This is a genomic window from Streptomyces triticisoli (genome assembly GCF_003270085.1).
In the GTDB taxonomy this organism is placed as follows: domain Bacteria; phylum Actinomycetota; class Actinomycetes; order Streptomycetales; family Streptomycetaceae; genus Streptomyces; species Streptomyces triticisoli.
On sequence record NZ_QFDQ01000191.1, the window covers coordinates 1 to 18212 of the forward strand.

An 18212-nucleotide genomic window follows, 5' to 3' on the forward strand; every position below is an offset into this window, starting at 1 on the left:
GCCTCGGCCCGCAGCGCGGCGGCCCTGCGCAGGGCCGCCACCGCCGGGTCGTCCGGGTCGCCCGCCTCGCCGCGGGCCGCCGCCAGCACGTCGTCGACCGTCGACAGGCCGCCCAGTTCGGCGCGGACCGAGCGCCCCAGCGTGGTCACCGAGCCCTGCGCGCGGGAGCGCGCCCGGCAGTGGAAGGCCAGCTCGCACGCGGCCAGGCACTCCGGCGCGTACGTCGCCGGGACCGCCTCGACCGCGGCCGTCAGCTCCTCGCAGGGCAGCTCGGGGGAGAAGCACACCCCTTCGGGGAGCGCGTCGGCGATGTCCTGGATGCGGGTCAGCCGGGTCAGCTGCCGGGCGGTCACCGCGCGCTGCTTGCGGATGTCGACGGCGGAGGCGGTGGGCAGGTTGGAGAAGTCCTTGGGGCACACCAGCAGTACTCGGTGCCGCACGCGCGGGGCGGGGTCCAGACGGGCGGCGACGTCCTCCAGCGCCAGCACGTACACCGCCGCCTGCCGGGCCGCCGCGCCCACCTTCGCCGGGTCCGCGGAGCCGTCCAGCACCGGGAAGGACTTGATCTCCACGACCGTCCAGCTGCCGTCCGGGTGCACCACCACCGCGTCCGGCTCCAGGAAGGCGGGCGAGCCGGCCACCTCCAGGGCGAGCATCGGGTGGTCGAGCAGTGTCCAGCCGCCCGCCTCGGTGGCCTCGCGCAGCGCCAGCGCCGTACGTGCCGTGCGCCCGTCGGGGCCCTGGGCGGTCAGGTCGGGGACGTGGGCCTTCTGGGGCGGTTCGGCGCCGGGGTCCAGCTTCCGGTGCGCCAGCCGCAGCAGCTCCGCGCCGCCGTCCGCCTTGACCCGCGCCTCGAACGCGTTGCCCCGCATGAAGGCGAACTGGGACTGACCGAAGGCCGAGGGCGCGCCCAGCGCGTCCGCGAGCGCCGCCTTGTCCACGCCCGCGCCGTCCAGGATCGCGCGCCGCCGGCAGCCCGGGTTCGCGGCGAGCGCCGCCAGGGCCCGGGCATCCAGCGCCCGGGCCGGTACACCGGCCCCGCGCAGCTCAGCGAGCTGGTGCCGGAGCGCCGTCTCCCGCTTGCTCAGGGACGGCTCCCGGCTCGGCTCCGGGACCGAACCGTGCTTCGCGCTGCCGTGGAATCCGTTCACCCGCCGAAGTCTGGCATCTACTACTGACAATCGGGGAACCCGCGACGCCCGAGCGCCCTGTGACCGCCGTGACACGGGCGGCCAGCACCGCCCCGGCCCGGTCCATGCCCCGCATCACATGCGGTGCGAGCAGCAGCCCGACGCCCATCACTGCCGCGCCCGCGACCGCGTCCAGGAAGTAGTGGTTCGCGGTGCCCATCACCACCAGCGTGGTCACCAGCGGATAGACCACGGCGGCGACCTTGGCCGTACGCGTGCCGCAGTGGCGCCACAGCACCACCCCGCACCACAGGGCCCAGCCCACGTGCAGACTCGGCATGGCCGCGTACTGGTTCGTCATCCCGCCGAGCCCGCGCGGCGCGCTGGCCTCGCCGCCCCACCAGCCGTACGAGCTGTAGTACGCCATCGTGTCCACGAAGCCGTGTTCCGGGGAGAGCAGGCGGGGCGGGCAGGTGGGCAGCAGGGTGAAGCCGATCAGGCCGATGAAGGTGGACGTCATCAGCCAGGTGCGGGCCGCCCGGTAGAGCGTGGTGCGCGCTCTGAACAGCCACACCAGGATCACGGGCGTCACCAGGTAGTGCAGCGACGCGTACCAGAAGTCCGCCGGTATGCCGAGCCAGGGCTCGCGGGTGAAGAGGCGGTTGAGGGGGTGCTCGGCGTTGAGGTACAGCAGTTTCTCGATGCGGAGGATCGCCAGACCGTGGTCGACGGCGGTGGAGACGTCCCCGCGGGCCAGCAGGCGGCCCGCCGAGTAGCAGCCGTACACCAGCAGGATCAGCGGCAGTTCGGTCCACCAGCGAAGTCGCCGGGTCGGCGGGGGTGCCTCGGTGCGCGGTGCCGGCGCCTCCGTCTGCGGCATCCGATGCCCCTCCCCCTGTTGTGTCGCTGCGGTGCCCCGTGAGGGGCCGGGTCGTGACACTTTACGGTGTACACGCCGGCCTCCTCGGGGCGCCCCCCGGCCCTCATAGACGCGGAGATCGCCCAGAGGGTTGCGCGAGTCCGTGGAACGGTGGCCCGGGGTTGCTGTGGGCGGGTGGGGCCGCTTGCCCGCGCCTGCGGGGCACCGCTGCGCCCACCCGTGCCTCCTGGGGGTGTTCCCCCAGGCGTTCAGCACTGGGGCATTCAGCACTGGGGCGTTCAGCGCTGGGGGAGGCACGACTGCCCGCGGCTACGTCAGCAAGCGGCCCCCGCAACTCACCTCACGCCGTCCGCGGCAACGACGCATGCCGTTCAAGGAACGCCGACACCCCGCCGGCCCGCCGGTGAGGCAGCAGCACCCGCGCCGTCCCCGCCAGTATCGTCTGGACCCGGGACGACTGGACCTGACCCAGAAGATCCAGCACCCGCATCCCCGCGGCGGCGGCCTCGTCGGGGCGCCCCCCGCGCGCGAGGTCGTCGGCCAGCTCGGCCGTGTACAGCGCGATGTTCCGCGTGAAGTGCGGGTCCTGCAGCTGCGCGGCCCGCCGCGCGTGCCGGGCCGCCCGCGGCCAGTCGCCCAGCGTCGACCAGCACTGCGCCTCCAGCCCCTCCAGCTCGGCCTCGCCGTAGAAGCTCATCCACTCGGGGTCGGCGTCCGAGGGCCCCCGCTCGTACAGGGCCTGCGCCCGCGTGAGCGCCTGTTCGCAGCCGGTGCGGTCGGCGAGCCCCGCCCAGCCGCCCGCCTCGCGCAGCGCCAGCAGCGACATCAGCCGCGCCGAGCCCAGCTCGCGCCCCACGCGCTGCGCGGCCTGCGCGGCCCGCACCGCCTCCCGCGGCCGTCCCGCGTCCCGCGCGAGGAACGCCGTGTTGCAGAAGGCGTGCGCCTCCAGGGCCGGGTCCCCGGTCATGCGCGCGGTGGCCAGCGCCTCCGCGTAGTGCGAGCGGGCGTCGTCGAAGCGCCCGGAGTCGTGGGCCAGCCAGCCCACCGAGATGGCCAGTTCCCCGGCGCCCGAGTACAGCCGGTCGGCGGTGGTCTGCCGGGTCGTGCCGGCGTCGAGCAGCGCGTAGGCGGCGCGCAGCGGAGCGGCCGCGCGGCGGTAGAGGCCGTCCGCTCCGTGCCGGTCGTCGAGCAACCGGATCCTGCGGACGGCCTCCTCGACGGCGCCGGCCTCGCTCGCACCGGCGCGGCGCGCGGGGCGGTCCGCGGCCGACGCGTCGACGGCGAACCCCAGGGGGCCCAGCGAGGCAGCGGCCACCGTGGCGCCCCCGCGGGTCATGAATGCGCGACGCAGCACGTCGCTCTCCTCGTGGTCTTCGTGCGGGTGGTACGGGTCGTGCGGGCGGTACGGGTCCTGCGAGTGGTCCTGAGGGTCGTAGGACTGATACGGGCGGTCCGTCCCCCGCGTCTCCCGCGTCTCACGCGGGGTGCGGCGCGCCGCGCGTCCGCGGACGGCCGACCGGGGGGCGAACCCCAGGTCGGCGAGTGTCCGGCCGGGGAACATGTGCAGAAACACACGTTCGTAGGCGTAGTTGGGGCAGCGGATCTCACCCGCCTCCACCCGGCCGATGTAGCGGGCGTCACAGCTGACCCGCTCACCGATCTCCTGGGCGGCCCGCCGTACCATCGCGGCGAACTCGGCCGGCGAGCGCTGTCCGCGCAGCCGCCGGAAGGCGAGATTCGGCCGTGGTGGCCGGGGGGACTGGGACGAGGTCACCGTCGACGACGTCATGGCCGGGCCCTCTCGTGCGAACCGTCGAACCATGCCGGGTTCAGGGGGGAGTTGTCCGAACGGTCCATGTGACTCCCTGTTTCCGACGAGCAAGAAAGTACCGGTTGTGCCCGGTCCGCCACGCTGCGGTTGGCCACAAAACGGATATCTCCCCCGTGATCTGCCATGAAGTGCCATCCTTTGCGGCGGACTTCGGCCGTACCCGTTGACACGCTGTCGCGTTGGACCCCGTGGACCGGGAGCCGCCCGACTCCCGACCCGCTCGTTCACGAGGAGGGCGTTCGCGATGGAGGCCGGGATGGAGACCCCGCAGAGACGCGATCCGTGTACGCGGCCACCGCGGCCACCGCGGCCACCGGGGTCGCCGCAGCCACCGCAGCCGCCGTCGTCTTCGGAGCCCCCGTGCGACCTGGTGACGGTGCCGGCCCGGCAGGGGCTGGAGGCGGTCGACATCCTGCGCCGCGGCACGGAGGACGAGGTGGGGCCCGTACTGCACGACGGCGAGGACGGCACGTTGGGCTTCGTGGTGCCGGCCGGTACGGCCGCGGCCTGGGACGTGCCCGGGAGCACGTGCACGGAGACCGACGGGCAGGGCCTGCGGCTCGCCCCGGAGCCGCCCGTGGAGGGCTCGGACTGGCTGGTCCCGCCCGGCGAGGCCGGCCTCGCGACCGACCCCGTGGTGCTCCGCCGGGCGCTGGGGGAGGCGGCCCGGATCATCGAGGCGGCGGACAGCTGCCGCTGACGCCGGCCGCGCGGACACCCACGGCCCGGTACGCGCGTGCGTGCGACCGTGCGCGGCTTGCGACAATGGGCGCGTGGGAAGGTCCAGAAGTGCCCGTCGCGGGCGAGGAGCGGTCGAAGCCGTCGCCGAGCAGGTCGACGGCGGGCTCGCGCAGCTCGTACCCGACCGGGAGCGGGCGCGGGGCTGGACCCTGCTGATCGACGGGGCCCCGCAGTCGTACGTCGACCTCGACGACCCGGAGTACCTCTCCTTCGAGTACCAGCGAAGGCTCGGCCACGTGATCGACCTCGCCGCGCCGGCCGGCAGACCGGTCCACGTCGTGCACCTCGGCGGCGGAGCGCTCACGCTCGCCCGGTACGTCGCCGCCACCCGGCCCCGCTCCACCCAGCAGGTCGTCGAACGGGACGCGGCCCTGGTCCAACTGGTGCGGCGCGAACTGCCCTTGAACGCGAACGCCCGCATACGGGTGCGGTCGACGGACGCCCGCGAGGGGCTCGCCAAGGTGCCGGACGGCTGGGCCGACCTGGTCGTCGCGGACGTGTTCAGCGGCACCCGTACGCCCGCCCACCTCACCTCCACGGAGTTCCTCGACGAGGTCCGCAGGGCCCTGAAGCCGGGCGGGATCTACGCCGCCAACCTCGCCGACGGCCCGCCGCTGGCCCATCTGCGCGGTCAGATCGCCACCGCCGCCGCCCGGTTCGCGCAGCTCGCGCTGGTCGCCGACCCGGCCGTGCTGCGCGGCAGACGGTTCGGCAACGCGGTGCTCGCCGCCTGCGACCTTCCGCTGCCGGTCGCCGAACTGACCCGCCGGGCCGCCTCCGACCCGCACCCGGGCCGGGTCGAACACGGCCGCGCCCTCACCGACTTCACCGGAGGAGCCGTACCGGTCACGGACGCCGCGGCCGTCGCCTCACCGGCCCCGCCGCCCTCCGTCTTCCAGTGACCTCCACCGAACCGGGCGTGCGGACCTAGTACGTGCCGATGTCCACGTGCGGCGGCCCGTCGTGCCAGGCGCAGATGACCGACACCCGGTCCGTGTCCGAGGTGAACTCCACGCGGATCCACGTCTCCGTCTTCCACACCTGCATCGACCAGCCCGTGCCCGGAGTCGCGGAGACCAGGTTCGCCGAGGCCTCGCCGAGGTCGAGGACCACCCGGCCGCCCCTGGTGTCGTAGCTCCTGACCTGGCCGGAGGCGGTGGGGGAGGGGGAGGGCGCCGGAGTGTGCGCGGGGGGCGCCGACTTGGCGGGACCGGGCGCGGCCGGCCGCTCGCCGGGGGTCCGGCTCGGCGTGGGCGAGGGGCTCTTGGGCGAGGGCGGCCGGTGGGTGGAGGAGGCCTGTGGTCCCGACTCCTGCGTGGTCGCGCCGGCCGCCGTGATGGGCAGCGCGCGCGGCGGGTCGTAGGCCGTGCCCGCCATCACCGTGTGGACGCCCCACCACGACAACGTGACCGCCGCGCCGGTGGCGAGCAACCACGCCAGCACGTGAACGAGTCCTCTGTACATCGCGGCCATCCTGCCTCACCGGTCCCACGGGTGTCGCTCGAACACGTTCGGGGTGACGTTGTCCACAGGCGGGCGGGAGGCCGTCTGAAGTTGTCCACAGGCCCGTACCGGGCCTGCCCGCATGGCGTACGGTGCGGCGCATGGCAAGTGTGCTCGTGGTCGAGGACGACCAGTTCGTACGCTCGGCGCTCATCCGGCACCTGGCCGAGGCTTCGCACACGGTGCGCAGTGTCGGTACGGCGCTGGAGGCGCTGCGCGAGGTCGCTCACTTCGGCTTCGACGTGGTCGTCCTGGACCTCGGGCTGCCCGACCTGGACGGCTCCGAGGCCCTGAAGATGCTGCGCGGCATCACCGACGTGCCCGTCATCATCGCCACCGCCCGGGACGACGAGGCGGAGATCGTCCGGCTGCTCAACGCCGGGGCGGACGACTATCTGACCAAGCCGTTCTCGGTCGAGCACCTGTCGGCGCGCATGTCCGCCGTACTGCGCCGGGCCCGCTCCGGAGCCGATCAGGCCCCGCCGTCCACCGTGATCCGCGTCGGCGGCCTGACCGTCGATCCGCTGCGCCGCCAGGCCGAGTTGGACGGTGTACGGCTGGACCTGACCCGCCGTGAGTTCGACCTGCTCGCCTTCCTCGCCGGGCGGCCCGGTGTGGTCGTGGCACGCAGGGAGCTGCTGGCCGAGGTGTGGCAGCAGTCCTACGGCGACGACCAGACCATCGACGTCCATCTGTCCTGGCTGCGGCGCAAACTGGGCGAGACGGCCGCCCGGCCCCGCTATCTGCACACCCTGCGGGGCGTGGGCGTGAAGCTGGAGCCGCCCGGAGCGGAGCCGCCGCGATGAGATGGGCACTGGTCAAGGTCTGTCTGGCGGTCACCACCATGGTCGTGGTCGCCTTCGCCGTCCCGCTCGGTCTGGTCATCAAGGAGATGGCCCGCGACCGCGCCTTCTCCAACGCCGAGCGCCAGGCCGCGGCGGTCGCCCCCGCGCTGTCCATCACCACCGAGCGCGAGCAGTTGGAGCGGGTCGTGGCCTCGGCCGGCTCGGACGCGCGGATGGCCGTGCACATACCGGCGGTCGACGGCGCGGCGGCCGTCGACATCGGCCGCGGCCGGGCCGCCGGCGAGGACATCGCGACCGTGCGGAGGATGGGCCGCGCCTCCACCACCGAGGTGGACGGCGGGTCCACGCTGCTCCAGCCGGTCGCGCTGAGTTCCGGCGCCATCGCCGTCGTCGAGGTCCACGTCCCGGAGTCCGAGGTCAGCAACGGTGTCGGCACGGCCTGGGCGGTGCTCGCCGGTGTGGGCGCGGCGCTCGTCGTCGGCTCGGTCGCCGTCGCCGACCGGCTGGGCGTGCGGATGGTGCGGCCCGCGCAGCGGCTCGTCGAGGGCGCGCGCGAACTGGGGGAGGGCAAGCTGGGCGCCCGGGTGCCCGAGGAGGGTCCGACCGAACTGCGGCTCGCGGCGGTCGCGTTCAACTCCATGGCCGACCAGGTCGTACAACTCCTCGCGAACGAGCGGGAGCTGGCGGCCGACCTGTCGCACCGGCTGCGTACGCCGCTGACCGTGCTGCGGCTCAACGCGGCCTCGCTCGGCGGCGGGCCGGCCGCCGAGCAGACCAGGGCGGCCGTCGCCCAGCTGGAGCGCGAGGTCGACACCATCATCCGTACCGCCCGTGAGGCCAAGCCGCAGACGGCGGCCGCCGGTCCGGGCGCCGGGTGCGACGCGGCCGAAGTGGTCCGTGAGCGGATGGGGTTCTGGTCGGCGCTCGCCGAGGACGAGGGCCGCAAGTGGCGGGTGGCCGGGGTGGAGCGGCCGGTGCGCACACCCGTGGCCCGCGCCGACCTCGCCGCCGCGCTGGACGCCCTGCTCGGCAACGTCTTCCGGCACACCCCCGAGGGCACGGCGTTCGCGGTCGACGTGCACAACGCCGACGACGCGGTGATCGTGCTCGTCTCCGACGCGGGCCCCGGCATATCCGACCCCGAGGCGGCCATGGCGCGCGGCCGGGGCTCCGGCACCGACGGCTCCACGGGGCTCGGCCTGGACATCGTGCGCCGGCTCGCGGAGTCGACCGGCGGCGACGTGCGGATCGGCTCCTCCGTGCTCGGCGGCACGGAGGTGCGCATCTGGATCCAGGTCGACGACCGCAGGCCGGTGCGCAGGGGCCACCGGGGGACCGTGCGCCGCCGCCGAACGGGCAGATCGGTCCCGGTCTTGAACCGCGCCCGATCCCTTCCCTGAGCGCACCCTGAGATTCTCGGCACCCGCCCGGAACGGCCGGTTCGCCGGACTCCGGGTCGCCGGCGTGCTGCCACGCCCCGGAACGGCCACTCGCCCCCTTGGAGGGGTGCTCATGCCAGAGCGCCGGAGAGGGGTTGGCAACTGCTCGTCGGGGAGCGTGTATAAGGCTGGTTTAGCTCGATCGTGTGATGGCCGGCTTCCGGGCTTGTGGTGTGCTGGGTCGGTCGGGGTGGCGTGGCGGTGCGATCTGGGACGCCGGGTGCGGTGCCTGGGGGTGCCTCCTCTGGGGGAGTGCGGGGCCCCTGCTCCACCAGCGGGATGGTTCAGGGCCTCCCCGTCGCCTCTGGCCGTGCCCACAGGCCGGGTCGTGAGGCGTGGACATCAGCAGCCTCCGGCTGCGGGCCGCCCGTCCGGCCCGGACCACGGACACGATCCGTGTCGCCGCCCGGGATGCGGCGGCGGGTCGGGTGTCCATCGAGACGAACACCCTGGCCGAATCGGGGTGTTCCGCCCGCTGGGACGCCCTGCTGATGCGGGTGCCGCTCGGCACGGTTGCGGTCCGGCTCGCTCCGGCAGCCGTGCGGCCGCTGCTCTGCGGCCGGGTCTTCCGCGGTAGGGCTGCGGCAGACGCTGTGAGATGCGGAGAACGCGTACCGGAACTCCTCGCCTCCCCCGAGGGCGGGTGCGGGGGTGCGAAGCCGGGCGCGCCGAGGTTCAAGTCGCCTGCCGAAGATCGGCGAAGTGCGGGTCGGACGGTCAACGCCCGGGAGGTGGCGCTGTACCGTTCGTGGCCGGTGTCGACGAGCCCGAGCGGGACACCGAAGGGGCCCGCTGAGTCACCGGGATGTCAGGGGGCCTCTCTTCCGGACACGTGGCGGACCGGACCCGGACGGTACTGCGACGCCTGATGGAGTTCGAGGCAGGCCGGAGACGCGCGAGGTGCCGGCCGGCCATGGACATGTGCTGTTCGGTCCAGGGCCGGCGGCGCTGGTGAAGGTGGACGGCCTCTCTCGCCGCTCGGCAGGCAGTAATGGGATTCGGCCAATAGGCATGTGCGCGCGACCGGTTCTCATTGGTTGATTGACATGCGTCAAGCCGGTTTGGCACCGTTCTGGGAGCGCTCCCACCGTACTGTCCGGCCATCATCCCGTTTCCCCGCGAAGTACTCCGTCCTTCGTCCGTCGAACCGGAAAGTGACAGCACCATGCCCAACAGCACCCCTGCCCGGCCAAGCGATTCTCTCGGCACCGCATTCGTGGAGCGCAATCTCGACCTGGTGGGCAAGCTCTACCAGCGTTCCGTGTACCCCTCCGTCCTCGACGTCGCCCACGGCAAGCGCCTGTCCGCGCCACTCGTGGTCGACCTGGACCCCACGACCGTGTGCGACCTCGCCTGCCCGGAGTGCATCAGCTCCCAGGTGCTGCACCACGGCCGGATAGGCCAGGACCGCATCGTCCGCCTGGCGCACGAACTGGCCGAGTCCGACGTGCGCGCGGTGATTCTCATCGGCGGTGGAGAACCGTTGCTGCACCGTTCCGTCGGAGAGATCATCGAGGTGTTGCACGGGGCCGGCATCAAGCTGGGCCTGGTCACCAACGGCACCCAGATCCACCGTCACATCGACCAGCTCGCCGGGATGCTGTCCTGGGTGCGGGTCTCGCTCGACGCGGCCGATGCCGACACCTACCAGACCTTCCGTCCCAGCCGGAGCAAGCGCAGCGCCTTCCCGCAGGTCATCGAGAACATGCGGCTGCTCGCCTCGCGCAAGAAGGGCCGGCTCGGCTACTCGTTCCTGCTGATGCAGCGCTTCGACGAGGCCGGAAACGTCACCGCCTCCAACTACGACGAGGTGCACCAGGCCGGTGTGCTGGCCCGGGACATCGGCTGCGACTACTTCGAGGTCAAGGCGATGCTGGACCAGGACCACTACACGGTCAACCAGCGAGCCGAGGACATCGAGGCCGTCGAGGACCAGATCGCCCGGCTGCGCGAGCTGGAGGACGACTCCTTCCACGTCCTGCACTCCTCGAACTGGCAGGCCGTGCGCCGCAACGCCGACTCCGTGCAGCCGAAGGACTACCACAGCTGCGCGGTCGCCGAACTGCGGACCACCATCACCCCCACCGGCGTCTTCGTCTGCCCGTACCACAGGGGCAACCCCAAGGGCCGGATCGGCGACATCCAGCAGTCGGGCTTCTCCGAGATGTGGTCGTCGGCCGACACCACGGTGATCGACCCCAGCGAGGACTGCCGCTTCGTATGCGCCCGGCACGCCACCAACCAGGAGATCCTCCTGCTTCCCCGGCGCCCCGAACCGACGGATCTGGCAGAGGACTTCGACCCCTTCATCTGACGCCCGGGCAGGGCGTCCCGCCGGCAGGCCGGCCTCTTCCTCCGGCACCCGGCCCCGCCGGCGGCGTTCACCCGCACATCCGTCCTCTGTCCGACCAAGGCCAGGAGCCCGTACATGCGCTTAGCTGTGATCGGAGCCGGTCCCGCGGGGCTCACCTGCGTCAAGCAGGCCCTCGCGGACGGCCACGACGTCGTCTGCTTCGAGAAGCACCAGGATCTCGGAGGCATCTGGAACCCTGCCTCGGGCGGTGCGTACGCCGGACTCCGGATGCAGAGCTCACGCATGAGCATGCCGTTCTCCGACCACGCGCCCGCCTTCACGGCCGACTTTCCCACGCAGACCGAGGTTCAGGAGTACCTCACCTCGTACGCCGGGGATTTCGGACTGCTCGCATCGGTGCGCTTCGGACAGGAGGTCGTCGGTGTCGCGAAGGACGGCGCGCACTGGCGGGTGACGGCCCGTGACACGCGCGACGGGACGACGGGTTCCGAGCACGTCGACGCCGTCATCGTCGCCAACGGCGAACTGTGGCGGTCCCGACTGCCGGTGGACGGCCTCCCGTCGCCCGACGGCGGCGTCCGGGTGCTCACCTCCCCCGAGTACCGTGGCCCGGACGGGTTCGGCGGCAAGAGCGTACTGGTCGTCGGCGGCGGGGTGAGCGGCGCCGACATCGCCGCCGACCTCGCGCCGCACGCCGCTCGGGTGGACTGGTCCGTACGCCGCAAGGTGCTGTTCCTGCCCCGCAGCATCGGCGACGCGTACAACGACGCGCTGTTCTCGTACGCCGGCCGGGTCGCCGTCGAGGACGTGCCGTACGCCGAGTACCTCGACTGGCTGACCGAGTGGCTGCCGGAGTACATGGGGATGTACCGGGCCACCGGGCTGCTGCCCGAGGACGGCTTCCACGGTGCGGTGCACGTCAACGAGAAGATCGTCCCGGCGGTCCACGGCGGCGGGGTGCGCCCCGTGGCGGCCTTCTCCCGGTTCGTCCAGGACGGCGGGGTCGTCCTCGCGGACGGCACGACCGACCGGTACGACGTCGTGGTGCTGTGCCTCGGCTACGAGCCTCCCGACTACGGGTTCATCGACGGCCTGCGCCGCGAGGACCTGTACGAGCACCACTTCTGGCGGCACGACCCGACCCTGGCCGTGGTCAACACCCCCGTGGACACCGAGGCGTTCGGCACCGCCTGCCCGTACTTCGAGGCGGTCTCGGGCTGGGTGCTGAGCGTACTCGGCGGCAAGACCACGCTGCCCGGCCCCGACGAGCGCGCCGAGTGGTGCGCCCGCCACATGTCCGCGCTGCACGACCGGCGTTACCTCGACTGCTGGCTGGAGACGATCCGCCTCGGCCTGCTCAGCGGCGCGCTGCCCGACCCGGCGACGCACTTCCGCGACTACTGGACCCTCGTCTCCAGCCAGGTCGACCCCGCCAACCTGCGTCCGGGACACGCCCGTCCGATACCCGCCGTCCACGACGGGCACCTCGACCTGGCGGGCCTGCGGCACCGCGTCCTGGCCTCGCTGCCGGTCGCCGCCCGGGAGAGCCTGCTGGCCCGTGACGAGATCGACGAGGCCGACCTGGCGGCCGCCGAGCGCGTACCCGCCGACCGGGTCCTGGCGGCATGGCTGCCGTACCGGCAGCGTGAGACCGCGCCGGCGCCGGGCGGGGCCGCGTGAACGCCCGGGCGACGTCCGGGAGGAAGACCGGCGGCCGGTGGCGCCTGCTCAGCGACCCCGCGGTGCTCAACCTGATGGCCGCCACCGCGGCGGTCGGGGTGGCCGGCGCGTTCGTGGTGCCCACCACCAGTCTGTTCCTGAAGGAGGCCGTCACCGCCACTCCCCTGATGGTCGGCCTGTTCTTCGCCGCCCGGTCGATCGCGGAGATCGGTACGGACATGGTGGTCGGCGCGGTCTCCGACTGGCTGCGCAGCCGCCGTACCATCCTGGTCCTGACCGCGCTCTTCAACGCGGCCGGAGCGCTGTGCTACACGTTCCTGCGCGACTACTACCTGCTGCTCCTGTCGGGCATGGTCTGCTTCGGGCTCGGCGGCGCATGCTTCGGGCAGCTCTTCGCCTACACCCGGGAACTCGCCGACGCGCGCGGCGTGGACGCCCCGTTCTTCAACGGCTTCCTGCGTTCGGTCACCTCACTGGCGTGGGTGGTGGGCCCCCCGCTCGCCTTCTGGGTGATCGCCAGTTGGTCCTTCACCGCCCTGTACGCGGCGACCGCCGTCCTGTCGCTGCTGGCGGCGGCGCTGTGCGGGTGGGGGCTGCCCGCCCCCCGAGGGCCCGATCCCGGTGGTCCCGCAGGCACCGGGCCCGACTCCGCGGGGTCCACCGCCGGCGAGCCCGCCATCGGGTCCGGCTGTGCCGACCCCGCCCCCCCGAAGTCCGCCACCGAGCCGCCCCCCGGGCTGCTCGGCATGTTCAGCGGGCTCGGCCCGCATACGGCGCTGGTGCTGGGTGCGGTGGTGCTGCTGCTCGGCGCGAACTCGATGTACCAGATCAACCTGCCCCTCTACGTCACCGAAGACCTGGACATGAGCCCGCAGTTCGCCGGACTGCTGCTCGGGGTGAGCGCCGCCCTGGAGATCCCGCTGATGGTGCTCGCCGGTGTCTGGGCGGACCGCGTCGGCAAGCAGCGGCTGATGCTCGCGGCCACCGTCTGCGCCACCTTGTTCTTCGCCCTCCTCCCCCTCGCGGACGGCCGGCTGTCCCTGCTCGCGCTGCAGCCGCTCAACGCGGCCTGGGCGGCGGTGGCCCTGAACATCCCCGTGGTCATGCTCCAGGACAGCCTGCCCGGCCGGTTCGGTACCGCCTCCGCCCTGTACTCCAGCTCCTTCAAGGCCGGCATGTTCCTGGGCGGTCTGGTCGTCGGCACGGTGGCCACCTGGACGGGCTACCGCCAGGTCTTCTGGGTGTGCGCCGGGCTGACCGCCGTGGCCGGGGTGCTCGCGCTCCTCCTGCGCACCGTTCCGGAGGCCCCCTCCTCCGGGCCCGCCCAGGCCCCCACTCCCACCCTCCTGACCGAACCCCGTGAAGGGAGCAACCCGTGACCACGCCGGCCTGCACCGTCGTCGTACCCACCTACAACCGGTCAGCTCTGCTCAGACACACCCTCGACTCGCTGTGCCGCCAGCGGCTCGACGGCTCCGACGTTTTCGAGGTGATCGTCGCGGACGACGGTTCCAGCGACGACACCGCGCAGGTCGTCGCCGGCTACCGCGACCGGCTCGACGTACGCCGCTTCTTCCAGGAGGACGAGGGGTACCGCGTCGCGAAGGCCCGCAACCTCGGCATCGAGCACGCCCGTGCCGACGTCTGCGTGTTCGTGGACTCCGGAGTGATCCTGCACTCGGGCGCGCTCGCCGCACACCTGGCCGCGCACCGGGAGACGTCCGTGCCCACGGCGGTCGTCGGCTACGTGCTCTGTTTCAACGAGGGCAACGAGGACGGCGAGGAGATCACCGCGGCCCTCGACCTCGCGGACCCCGAGGCGTCGTTCACCGAGTTCACCGCGCAGGGCCGCTGGCCGGACATCCGCGACGACTACTACGAGCGGTACGGCGAGGACCTCACCGCCCTGACGGCGCCCTGGCTGATGTGGTGGACGTGCGACGCGTCGGCGAGCACCGGTCTGCTGCGCGAGGTCGGAGGCTTCGACGAGGCGTACCGTTCCTGGGGCGCGGAGGACGTCGACCTCGGCTACCGGCTGCACACGGCGGGTGCCCGCTTCGTGCTGCGCCGCGACGCCGCCGCGATCCACGTGCCGCATCCCAAGAGCTACGAGGACAACATGCGGTCGGCCGCCGGCAACTACGCCTACTTCGCCGCGAAGTACGGCACCCCGGTCGCCCGTCTGGTGGTGGACCACCACTTCCACGAGATCGAGGACATCCTGCGCTCCCGCGGACTGGCCGACGGCGAGGTCACCGACCGGTTCGGCACGGAGCGGCGCCCCATCGACCTGAACGACACCGTGCGGGAGGCCAGTGAGCCGGCCGGCACCGGACCGGGAGGAGACCTGGCCATGACTCCGCCAGTGCTCGGCGTGTGGACCTGGAAGGACCGCGAGGCGCGACGCAAGGCGCCCCGGGTGCTGGTCTTCTCGCCGCACCCGGACGACGAGGTGATCGCCTGCGGCGGCACCATCGCGCGGTTCGTCGCCGAGGGCGCCCGGGTGCGGGTGGTGTTCGCCACCGACGGCTCGATGTCCCACTCGGCGGTGCTGGGCATCCACACCGAGCCGACCCCTGCCGAGCTGCGCGGGATACGCCGCGAGGAGGCGCGCTCGGCCGCCGTGGCGATGGGGCTGGACAAGGACGCGGCCCTGTTCCTCGACTACCCCGACACCGCGCTCGCCGACCACCTGCCGGCGTTCCGCGAGGACGTGCTGGAGGTTCTGCGTGAGAACCGCGGGGTCACCCATGTGTACATCCCCCACGAGGTGCGCGAGCTCAACGCCGACCACCGGCTGACCGGCGAGACGGTGGTGTCCTGCCTGGCCGAACTGGGGCTCACCCCGCAAGTCCTCCGGTACGTGGTGTGGGACGAGCGCACCGAGGAGGAGTTCGGTTTCGTCAACCGCAATCCGGCGGCCGACCGGGGCGCGGTCACCGAACGGCTCGTGTCCTTCGACATCAGCGCCTACGCGGAGCGCAAGCACGCGGCGTTCCGCGAGCACCGCACCCAGGTCGAGCTGTACGTGTCGGGCCAGACGCGGCCGGTGGTGCCGCTGCCGTTCCAGGAACGGGTGTTCGCGGCGCGGACGGAGGAATTCTGGATCAGCGAGCCGGCCGCCGGGTCCGTCGGCGGCCCGGCCACCGGGACCGGCACGGAACCGGCCACCGCATCCGCCACCGGCGTAAAGGAGTGACGACCACCGTGACGACCGTGACGGACGGCAGCCGGAGGCCCGGAGCCGGTCCCCTGCCCGCGCTGCGACCGCTGACCGAGTGGCCCCGCCTCACCTCCGCGGTCCCGCGCGACCCGGAGACGGAGCGCCGGGTGGCCGAGATCCTCGGGCAGCTCACCCTGGAGGAGAAGGTCGGCCAGATGATCCAGCCCGAGCTGGCCGAGCTCACCCGTGAGGACGTGCGCGAGTACCGGATCGGCTCCGCGCTCAACGGCGCCGGGATCTGGCCCGGCGGCAAACGGCACGCGAGCGTGGCGGACTGGGTGGACACGGTGGACCGCTTCTGGACGGCGGCGGAGGAGGCGTGGCGGGACCGGCCCTTCCGCATTCCGTTCATGTGGGCGACCGACGCGGTGCACGGGCACAACAACGTCCACGGCGCCACCGTCTTCCCGCACAACATCGGCCTCGGCGCGGCCGGTGACCCGGACCTGGTGCGGCGCATCGGCGCGGCCACCGCCCGCGAGGTCTCCGCGACCGGCATGGACTGGATCTTCGCCCCCACCGTCACCACACCGCGCGACCGCCGCTGGGGCCGCTACTACGAGGGCTACGGTGAGGACCCGACCCTGGTCCACGCGTACGGGCGTGCCATGGTCGAGGGCCTCCAGGGCGACGTGGAGGCGCTGCGGGCCGACGGGAAGGTGCTGGCCACGCTCAAGCACTGGATCGCGGACGGCGGCACCGAGAACGGCGGCGACCGGGGCACCGCCCGCTGCTCCGAGGACGTGCTCAGGAACATTCACGCCCAGGGCTTCCTGGCCGGCATCGAGGCCGGGGCGCAGAGCGTGATGGTCTCCTTCAGCAGTTGGGAGAATCCCGCCAACTACGACCACACCCCGGGCCGTTCGCTGCCGTACAACCACAAGGTGCACGGCAGCCGTTGCCTGATCACCGATGTACTCAAGGACGCCCTCGGTTTCGACGGCATCGTGATCAGCGACTGGGACGCGCACGCCGAGGTCGCCGGCTGTTCCGCCGGTGACGCCGGATACGCGGTCAACGCCGGGCTGGACGTGCTGATGATCGCCGGGCGCGAGGACTGGCAGAGCGTGTACCGCACCACCGTCCGGTACGTGCGTGACGGTGTCATCCCGATGGCGCGCATCGACGACGCCGTCACCCGGATCCTGCGCGTGAAGATGCGCGCCGGTCTGTGGGACAAGCCCCGCCCCCGGGACCGCGTGCTCACGGGCTCCGGGGCGGAGGTCGTCGGCTGCGCCGAGCACCGGTCCCTCTCGCGTGAGGCCGCCCGCAAGTCGCTGGTCCTGCTCAAGAACAGCACCGGCCTGCTGCCCCTGCCGCGCACCGCGAGGGTGCTGGTGACCGGCAGCGCGGCCGACGACCTGAGCAAGCAGTGCGGCGGCTGGACCCTGACCTGGCAGGGCGACGACGTGGACCGCGCCGACCTGCCGGACGGCACCACGCTGGCGGACGCGGTCCGCCTGGTCGTCGGCTCCGAGCGGTGCGTGGTGGACCCGGCGCTGGAGCACGCCGACCCCGCCGACTTCGACGTGGCCCTGGTCGCCTTCGGCGAGGACTCGTACGCGGAGATGCGCGGCACGCTCAAGCCCTGGCGGTCGCTCGGCTACGCCGACCTGAAGCTCTCCTACGCCCGTGACCTCGATGTGCTGCGCCGGCTGGACACCGCCGGACTCCCCGCCGTCTCGGTCTTCCTCACCGGCCGTCCGCTCTACTGCACGGAGGAGATCAACCTCTCCGACGCCTTCGTCGTCGCCTGGCTGCCGGGCCCGCACGCGCAGGGCATGACCGACGTGCTGTTCGCCGCCGAACCCGGCTCGCCCGCTTACGACTTCCAGGGCCGGCTGCCGTCCTCCTGGCCGCGGACGCGGGACTCCGCCGCCGTCAACCGGATCCCCCCGCATCTGCCGGACTACCAGGTGCCCGCCGAGGAGACGGTGCCCGAGGGCCGGCACACCCCGCTGTTCGCGGTGGGCCACGGCCTGTCGCTGCGGGACGCGGCCCCGGCCACCGGACCCCTGCCGCTCGACGAACCCCCGGCGGCCCCTCCTCCGCCCGCGGTGGACGGTCCGCTCCGCGTGCTGGACGCGGCGGGCACTCCGTACCGGCTGCGGGTGGGCGGTCACAACACCTGGTCGCGGAAGGAGGTCCCGCTCACCGGGCCGATGCGGTGCCTCATCGTGCACTCGGACCCGGTGCCCGCACCCTCCGGGGCCGACGGCGCCCCGGACGGGAACACCCCGGAGACCGGGGGCGGTACCGGGCTGCGCCTGCGCTTCCAGGGCCATCCGGCCTTCGTCTACGCGGAATCGCCCACCGGCGTGCCCGCCGACCTGCGCGGCTACCTGGACGCCGGGGCCCATGTGCGGTTCCTCGCGCGGGTGATCGAGCCGCCGTCGTCCGCGCTGTTCCTGGCGTGCCACGACGACTACCCCGCCCAGCCGGGCGTGGATCTGGCACCGCTGCTCCGTCAGGCGCCGCCGGAGCGGTGGACGGTGGTGTCCGTGCCGCTGGCCGAGCTGGACGCGGCGGGGATGGACCTGCGCCACGTCGACGTGCCGTTCATGATGTACACCGAGGGAACGGCGCTGCTGGAGGTCGCCGACATCGGCTGGCGCATTCCCTGACGTGCGCAGGCCCGGCGCTCACCCCGCGGTCGGGGTGAGCG

The 18212-nt window shown here is 73.0% G+C and carries 13 protein-coding genes; 9 read left to right on the forward strand and 4 right to left on the reverse strand.

Features of this window, described 5'->3' with window-relative positions:
- The 3 genes from DEP02_RS24810 to DEP02_RS24820 all read right to left on the reverse strand — a co-directional run.
- On the reverse strand, nt 1-1088 hold a 1088-nt coding region (locus DEP02_RS24810; RefSeq protein WP_112469919.1), incomplete at its 3' end, for a hypothetical protein.
- On the reverse strand, nt 1048-2010 hold the full coding sequence (locus DEP02_RS24815; protein WP_112469910.1) for a phosphatase PAP2 family protein: 963 nt from the start codon (nt 2008-2010) through the stop codon (nt 1048-1050). The genes DEP02_RS24815 and DEP02_RS24810, both read right to left, overlap by 41 nt.
- Before the next feature lie 340 nt (nt 2011-2350).
- Entirely contained in the window at nt 2351-3799 is a 1449-nt protein-coding gene (locus DEP02_RS24820) for an NsdA family TPR-like regulatory protein (RefSeq protein ID WP_112469911.1), read from the reverse strand.
- Nucleotides 3800-4097: 298 nt separating this feature from the next.
- Between DEP02_RS24820 and DEP02_RS24825 the strand changes: the two genes are divergently transcribed.
- The gene (locus DEP02_RS24825) at nt 4098-4541 is read left to right on the forward strand and encodes a hypothetical protein (protein WP_112469920.1); all 444 of its coding nucleotides are present in this window, start codon (nt 4098-4100) and stop codon (nt 4539-4541) included.
- Between the two features lie 73 nt (nt 4542-4614).
- Complete coding sequence (locus tag DEP02_RS24830; RefSeq protein WP_112469912.1) at nt 4615-5484, forward strand: spermidine synthase; 870 nt, start codon at nt 4615-4617, stop codon at nt 5482-5484.
- A gap of 25 nt (nt 5485-5509) precedes the next feature.
- Here the strand turns inward: DEP02_RS24830 and DEP02_RS24835 are convergent, their stop codons facing one another.
- Nucleotides 5510-6046 (reverse strand): hypothetical protein, encoded by a 537-nt coding sequence (locus DEP02_RS24835; protein WP_112469921.1) that lies wholly within the window; start codon nt 6044-6046, stop codon nt 5510-5512.
- 140 nt (nt 6047-6186) lie between these two features.
- On the opposite strand from DEP02_RS24835, the gene DEP02_RS24840 reads away from it, so the two are divergent.
- The 7 genes from DEP02_RS24840 (at nt 6187) to DEP02_RS24870 (ending at nt 18171) form a co-directional block, all read left to right on the forward strand.
- Nucleotides 6187-6891 (forward strand): response regulator transcription factor, encoded by a 705-nt coding sequence (locus DEP02_RS24840; protein WP_112469913.1) that lies wholly within the window; start codon nt 6187-6189, stop codon nt 6889-6891.
- Entirely contained in the window at nt 6888-8291 is a 1404-nt protein-coding gene (locus DEP02_RS24845) for a sensor histidine kinase (protein WP_112469914.1), read from the forward strand. The genes DEP02_RS24840 and DEP02_RS24845 overlap by 4 nt, the downstream gene beginning before the upstream one ends.
- A gap of 1204 nt (nt 8292-9495) precedes the next feature.
- The gene (locus DEP02_RS24850) at nt 9496-10644 is read left to right on the forward strand and encodes a radical SAM protein (protein WP_112469915.1); all 1149 of its coding nucleotides are present in this window, start codon (nt 9496-9498) and stop codon (nt 10642-10644) included.
- Between the two features lie 114 nt (nt 10645-10758).
- Nucleotides 10759-12324 (forward strand): FAD-dependent oxidoreductase, encoded by a 1566-nt coding sequence (locus DEP02_RS24855; RefSeq protein ID WP_112469916.1) that lies wholly within the window; start codon nt 10759-10761, stop codon nt 12322-12324.
- A complete protein-coding gene (locus tag DEP02_RS24860; protein WP_112469917.1) occupies nt 12321-13703 on the forward strand; it encodes a sugar efflux transporter in 1383 nt (460 codons plus the stop codon). The genes DEP02_RS24855 and DEP02_RS24860 overlap by 4 nt, the downstream gene beginning before the upstream one ends.
- A complete protein-coding gene (locus DEP02_RS33660) occupies nt 13700-15523 on the forward strand; it encodes a PIG-L family deacetylase (protein WP_157977533.1) in 1824 nt (607 codons plus the stop codon). Before DEP02_RS24860 ends, DEP02_RS33660 begins: the two co-directional genes overlap by 4 nt.
- Nucleotides 15524-15531: 8 nt before the next feature.
- Nucleotides 15532-18171 (forward strand): glycoside hydrolase family 3 protein, encoded by a 2640-nt coding sequence (locus tag DEP02_RS24870; protein WP_157977534.1) that lies wholly within the window; start codon nt 15532-15534, stop codon nt 18169-18171.
- Nucleotides 18172-18212: the final 41 nt, after the last annotated feature.

Bases quoted from the DNA above. Each gene is read 5' to 3' on its own strand.
- DEP02_RS24835 (WP_112469921.1), bottom strand. From the start codon at position 6,046: ATGTACAGAGGACTCGTTCACGTGCTGGCGTGGTTGCTCGCCACCGGC.
- DEP02_RS24855 (WP_112469916.1), top strand. From the start codon at position 10,759: ATGCGCTTAGCTGTGATCGGAGCCGGTCCCGCGGGGCTCACCTGCGTC.
- DEP02_RS24850 (WP_112469915.1), top strand. From the start codon at position 9,496: ATGCCCAACAGCACCCCTGCCCGGCCAAGCGATTCTCTCGGCACCGCA.
- DEP02_RS24815 (WP_112469910.1), bottom strand. From the start codon at position 2,010: ATGCCGCAGACGGAGGCGCCGGCACCGCGCACCGAGGCACCCCCGCCG.
- DEP02_RS24845 (WP_112469914.1), top strand. From the start codon at position 6,888: ATGAGATGGGCACTGGTCAAGGTCTGTCTGGCGGTCACCACCATGGTC.
- DEP02_RS24825 (WP_112469920.1), top strand. From the start codon at position 4,098: ATGGAGACCCCGCAGAGACGCGATCCGTGTACGCGGCCACCGCGGCCA.
- DEP02_RS24840 (WP_112469913.1), top strand. From the start codon at position 6,187: ATGGCAAGTGTGCTCGTGGTCGAGGACGACCAGTTCGTACGCTCGGCG.
- DEP02_RS24820 (WP_112469911.1), bottom strand. From the start codon at position 3,799: ATGACGTCGTCGACGGTGACCTCGTCCCAGTCCCCCCGGCCACCACGG.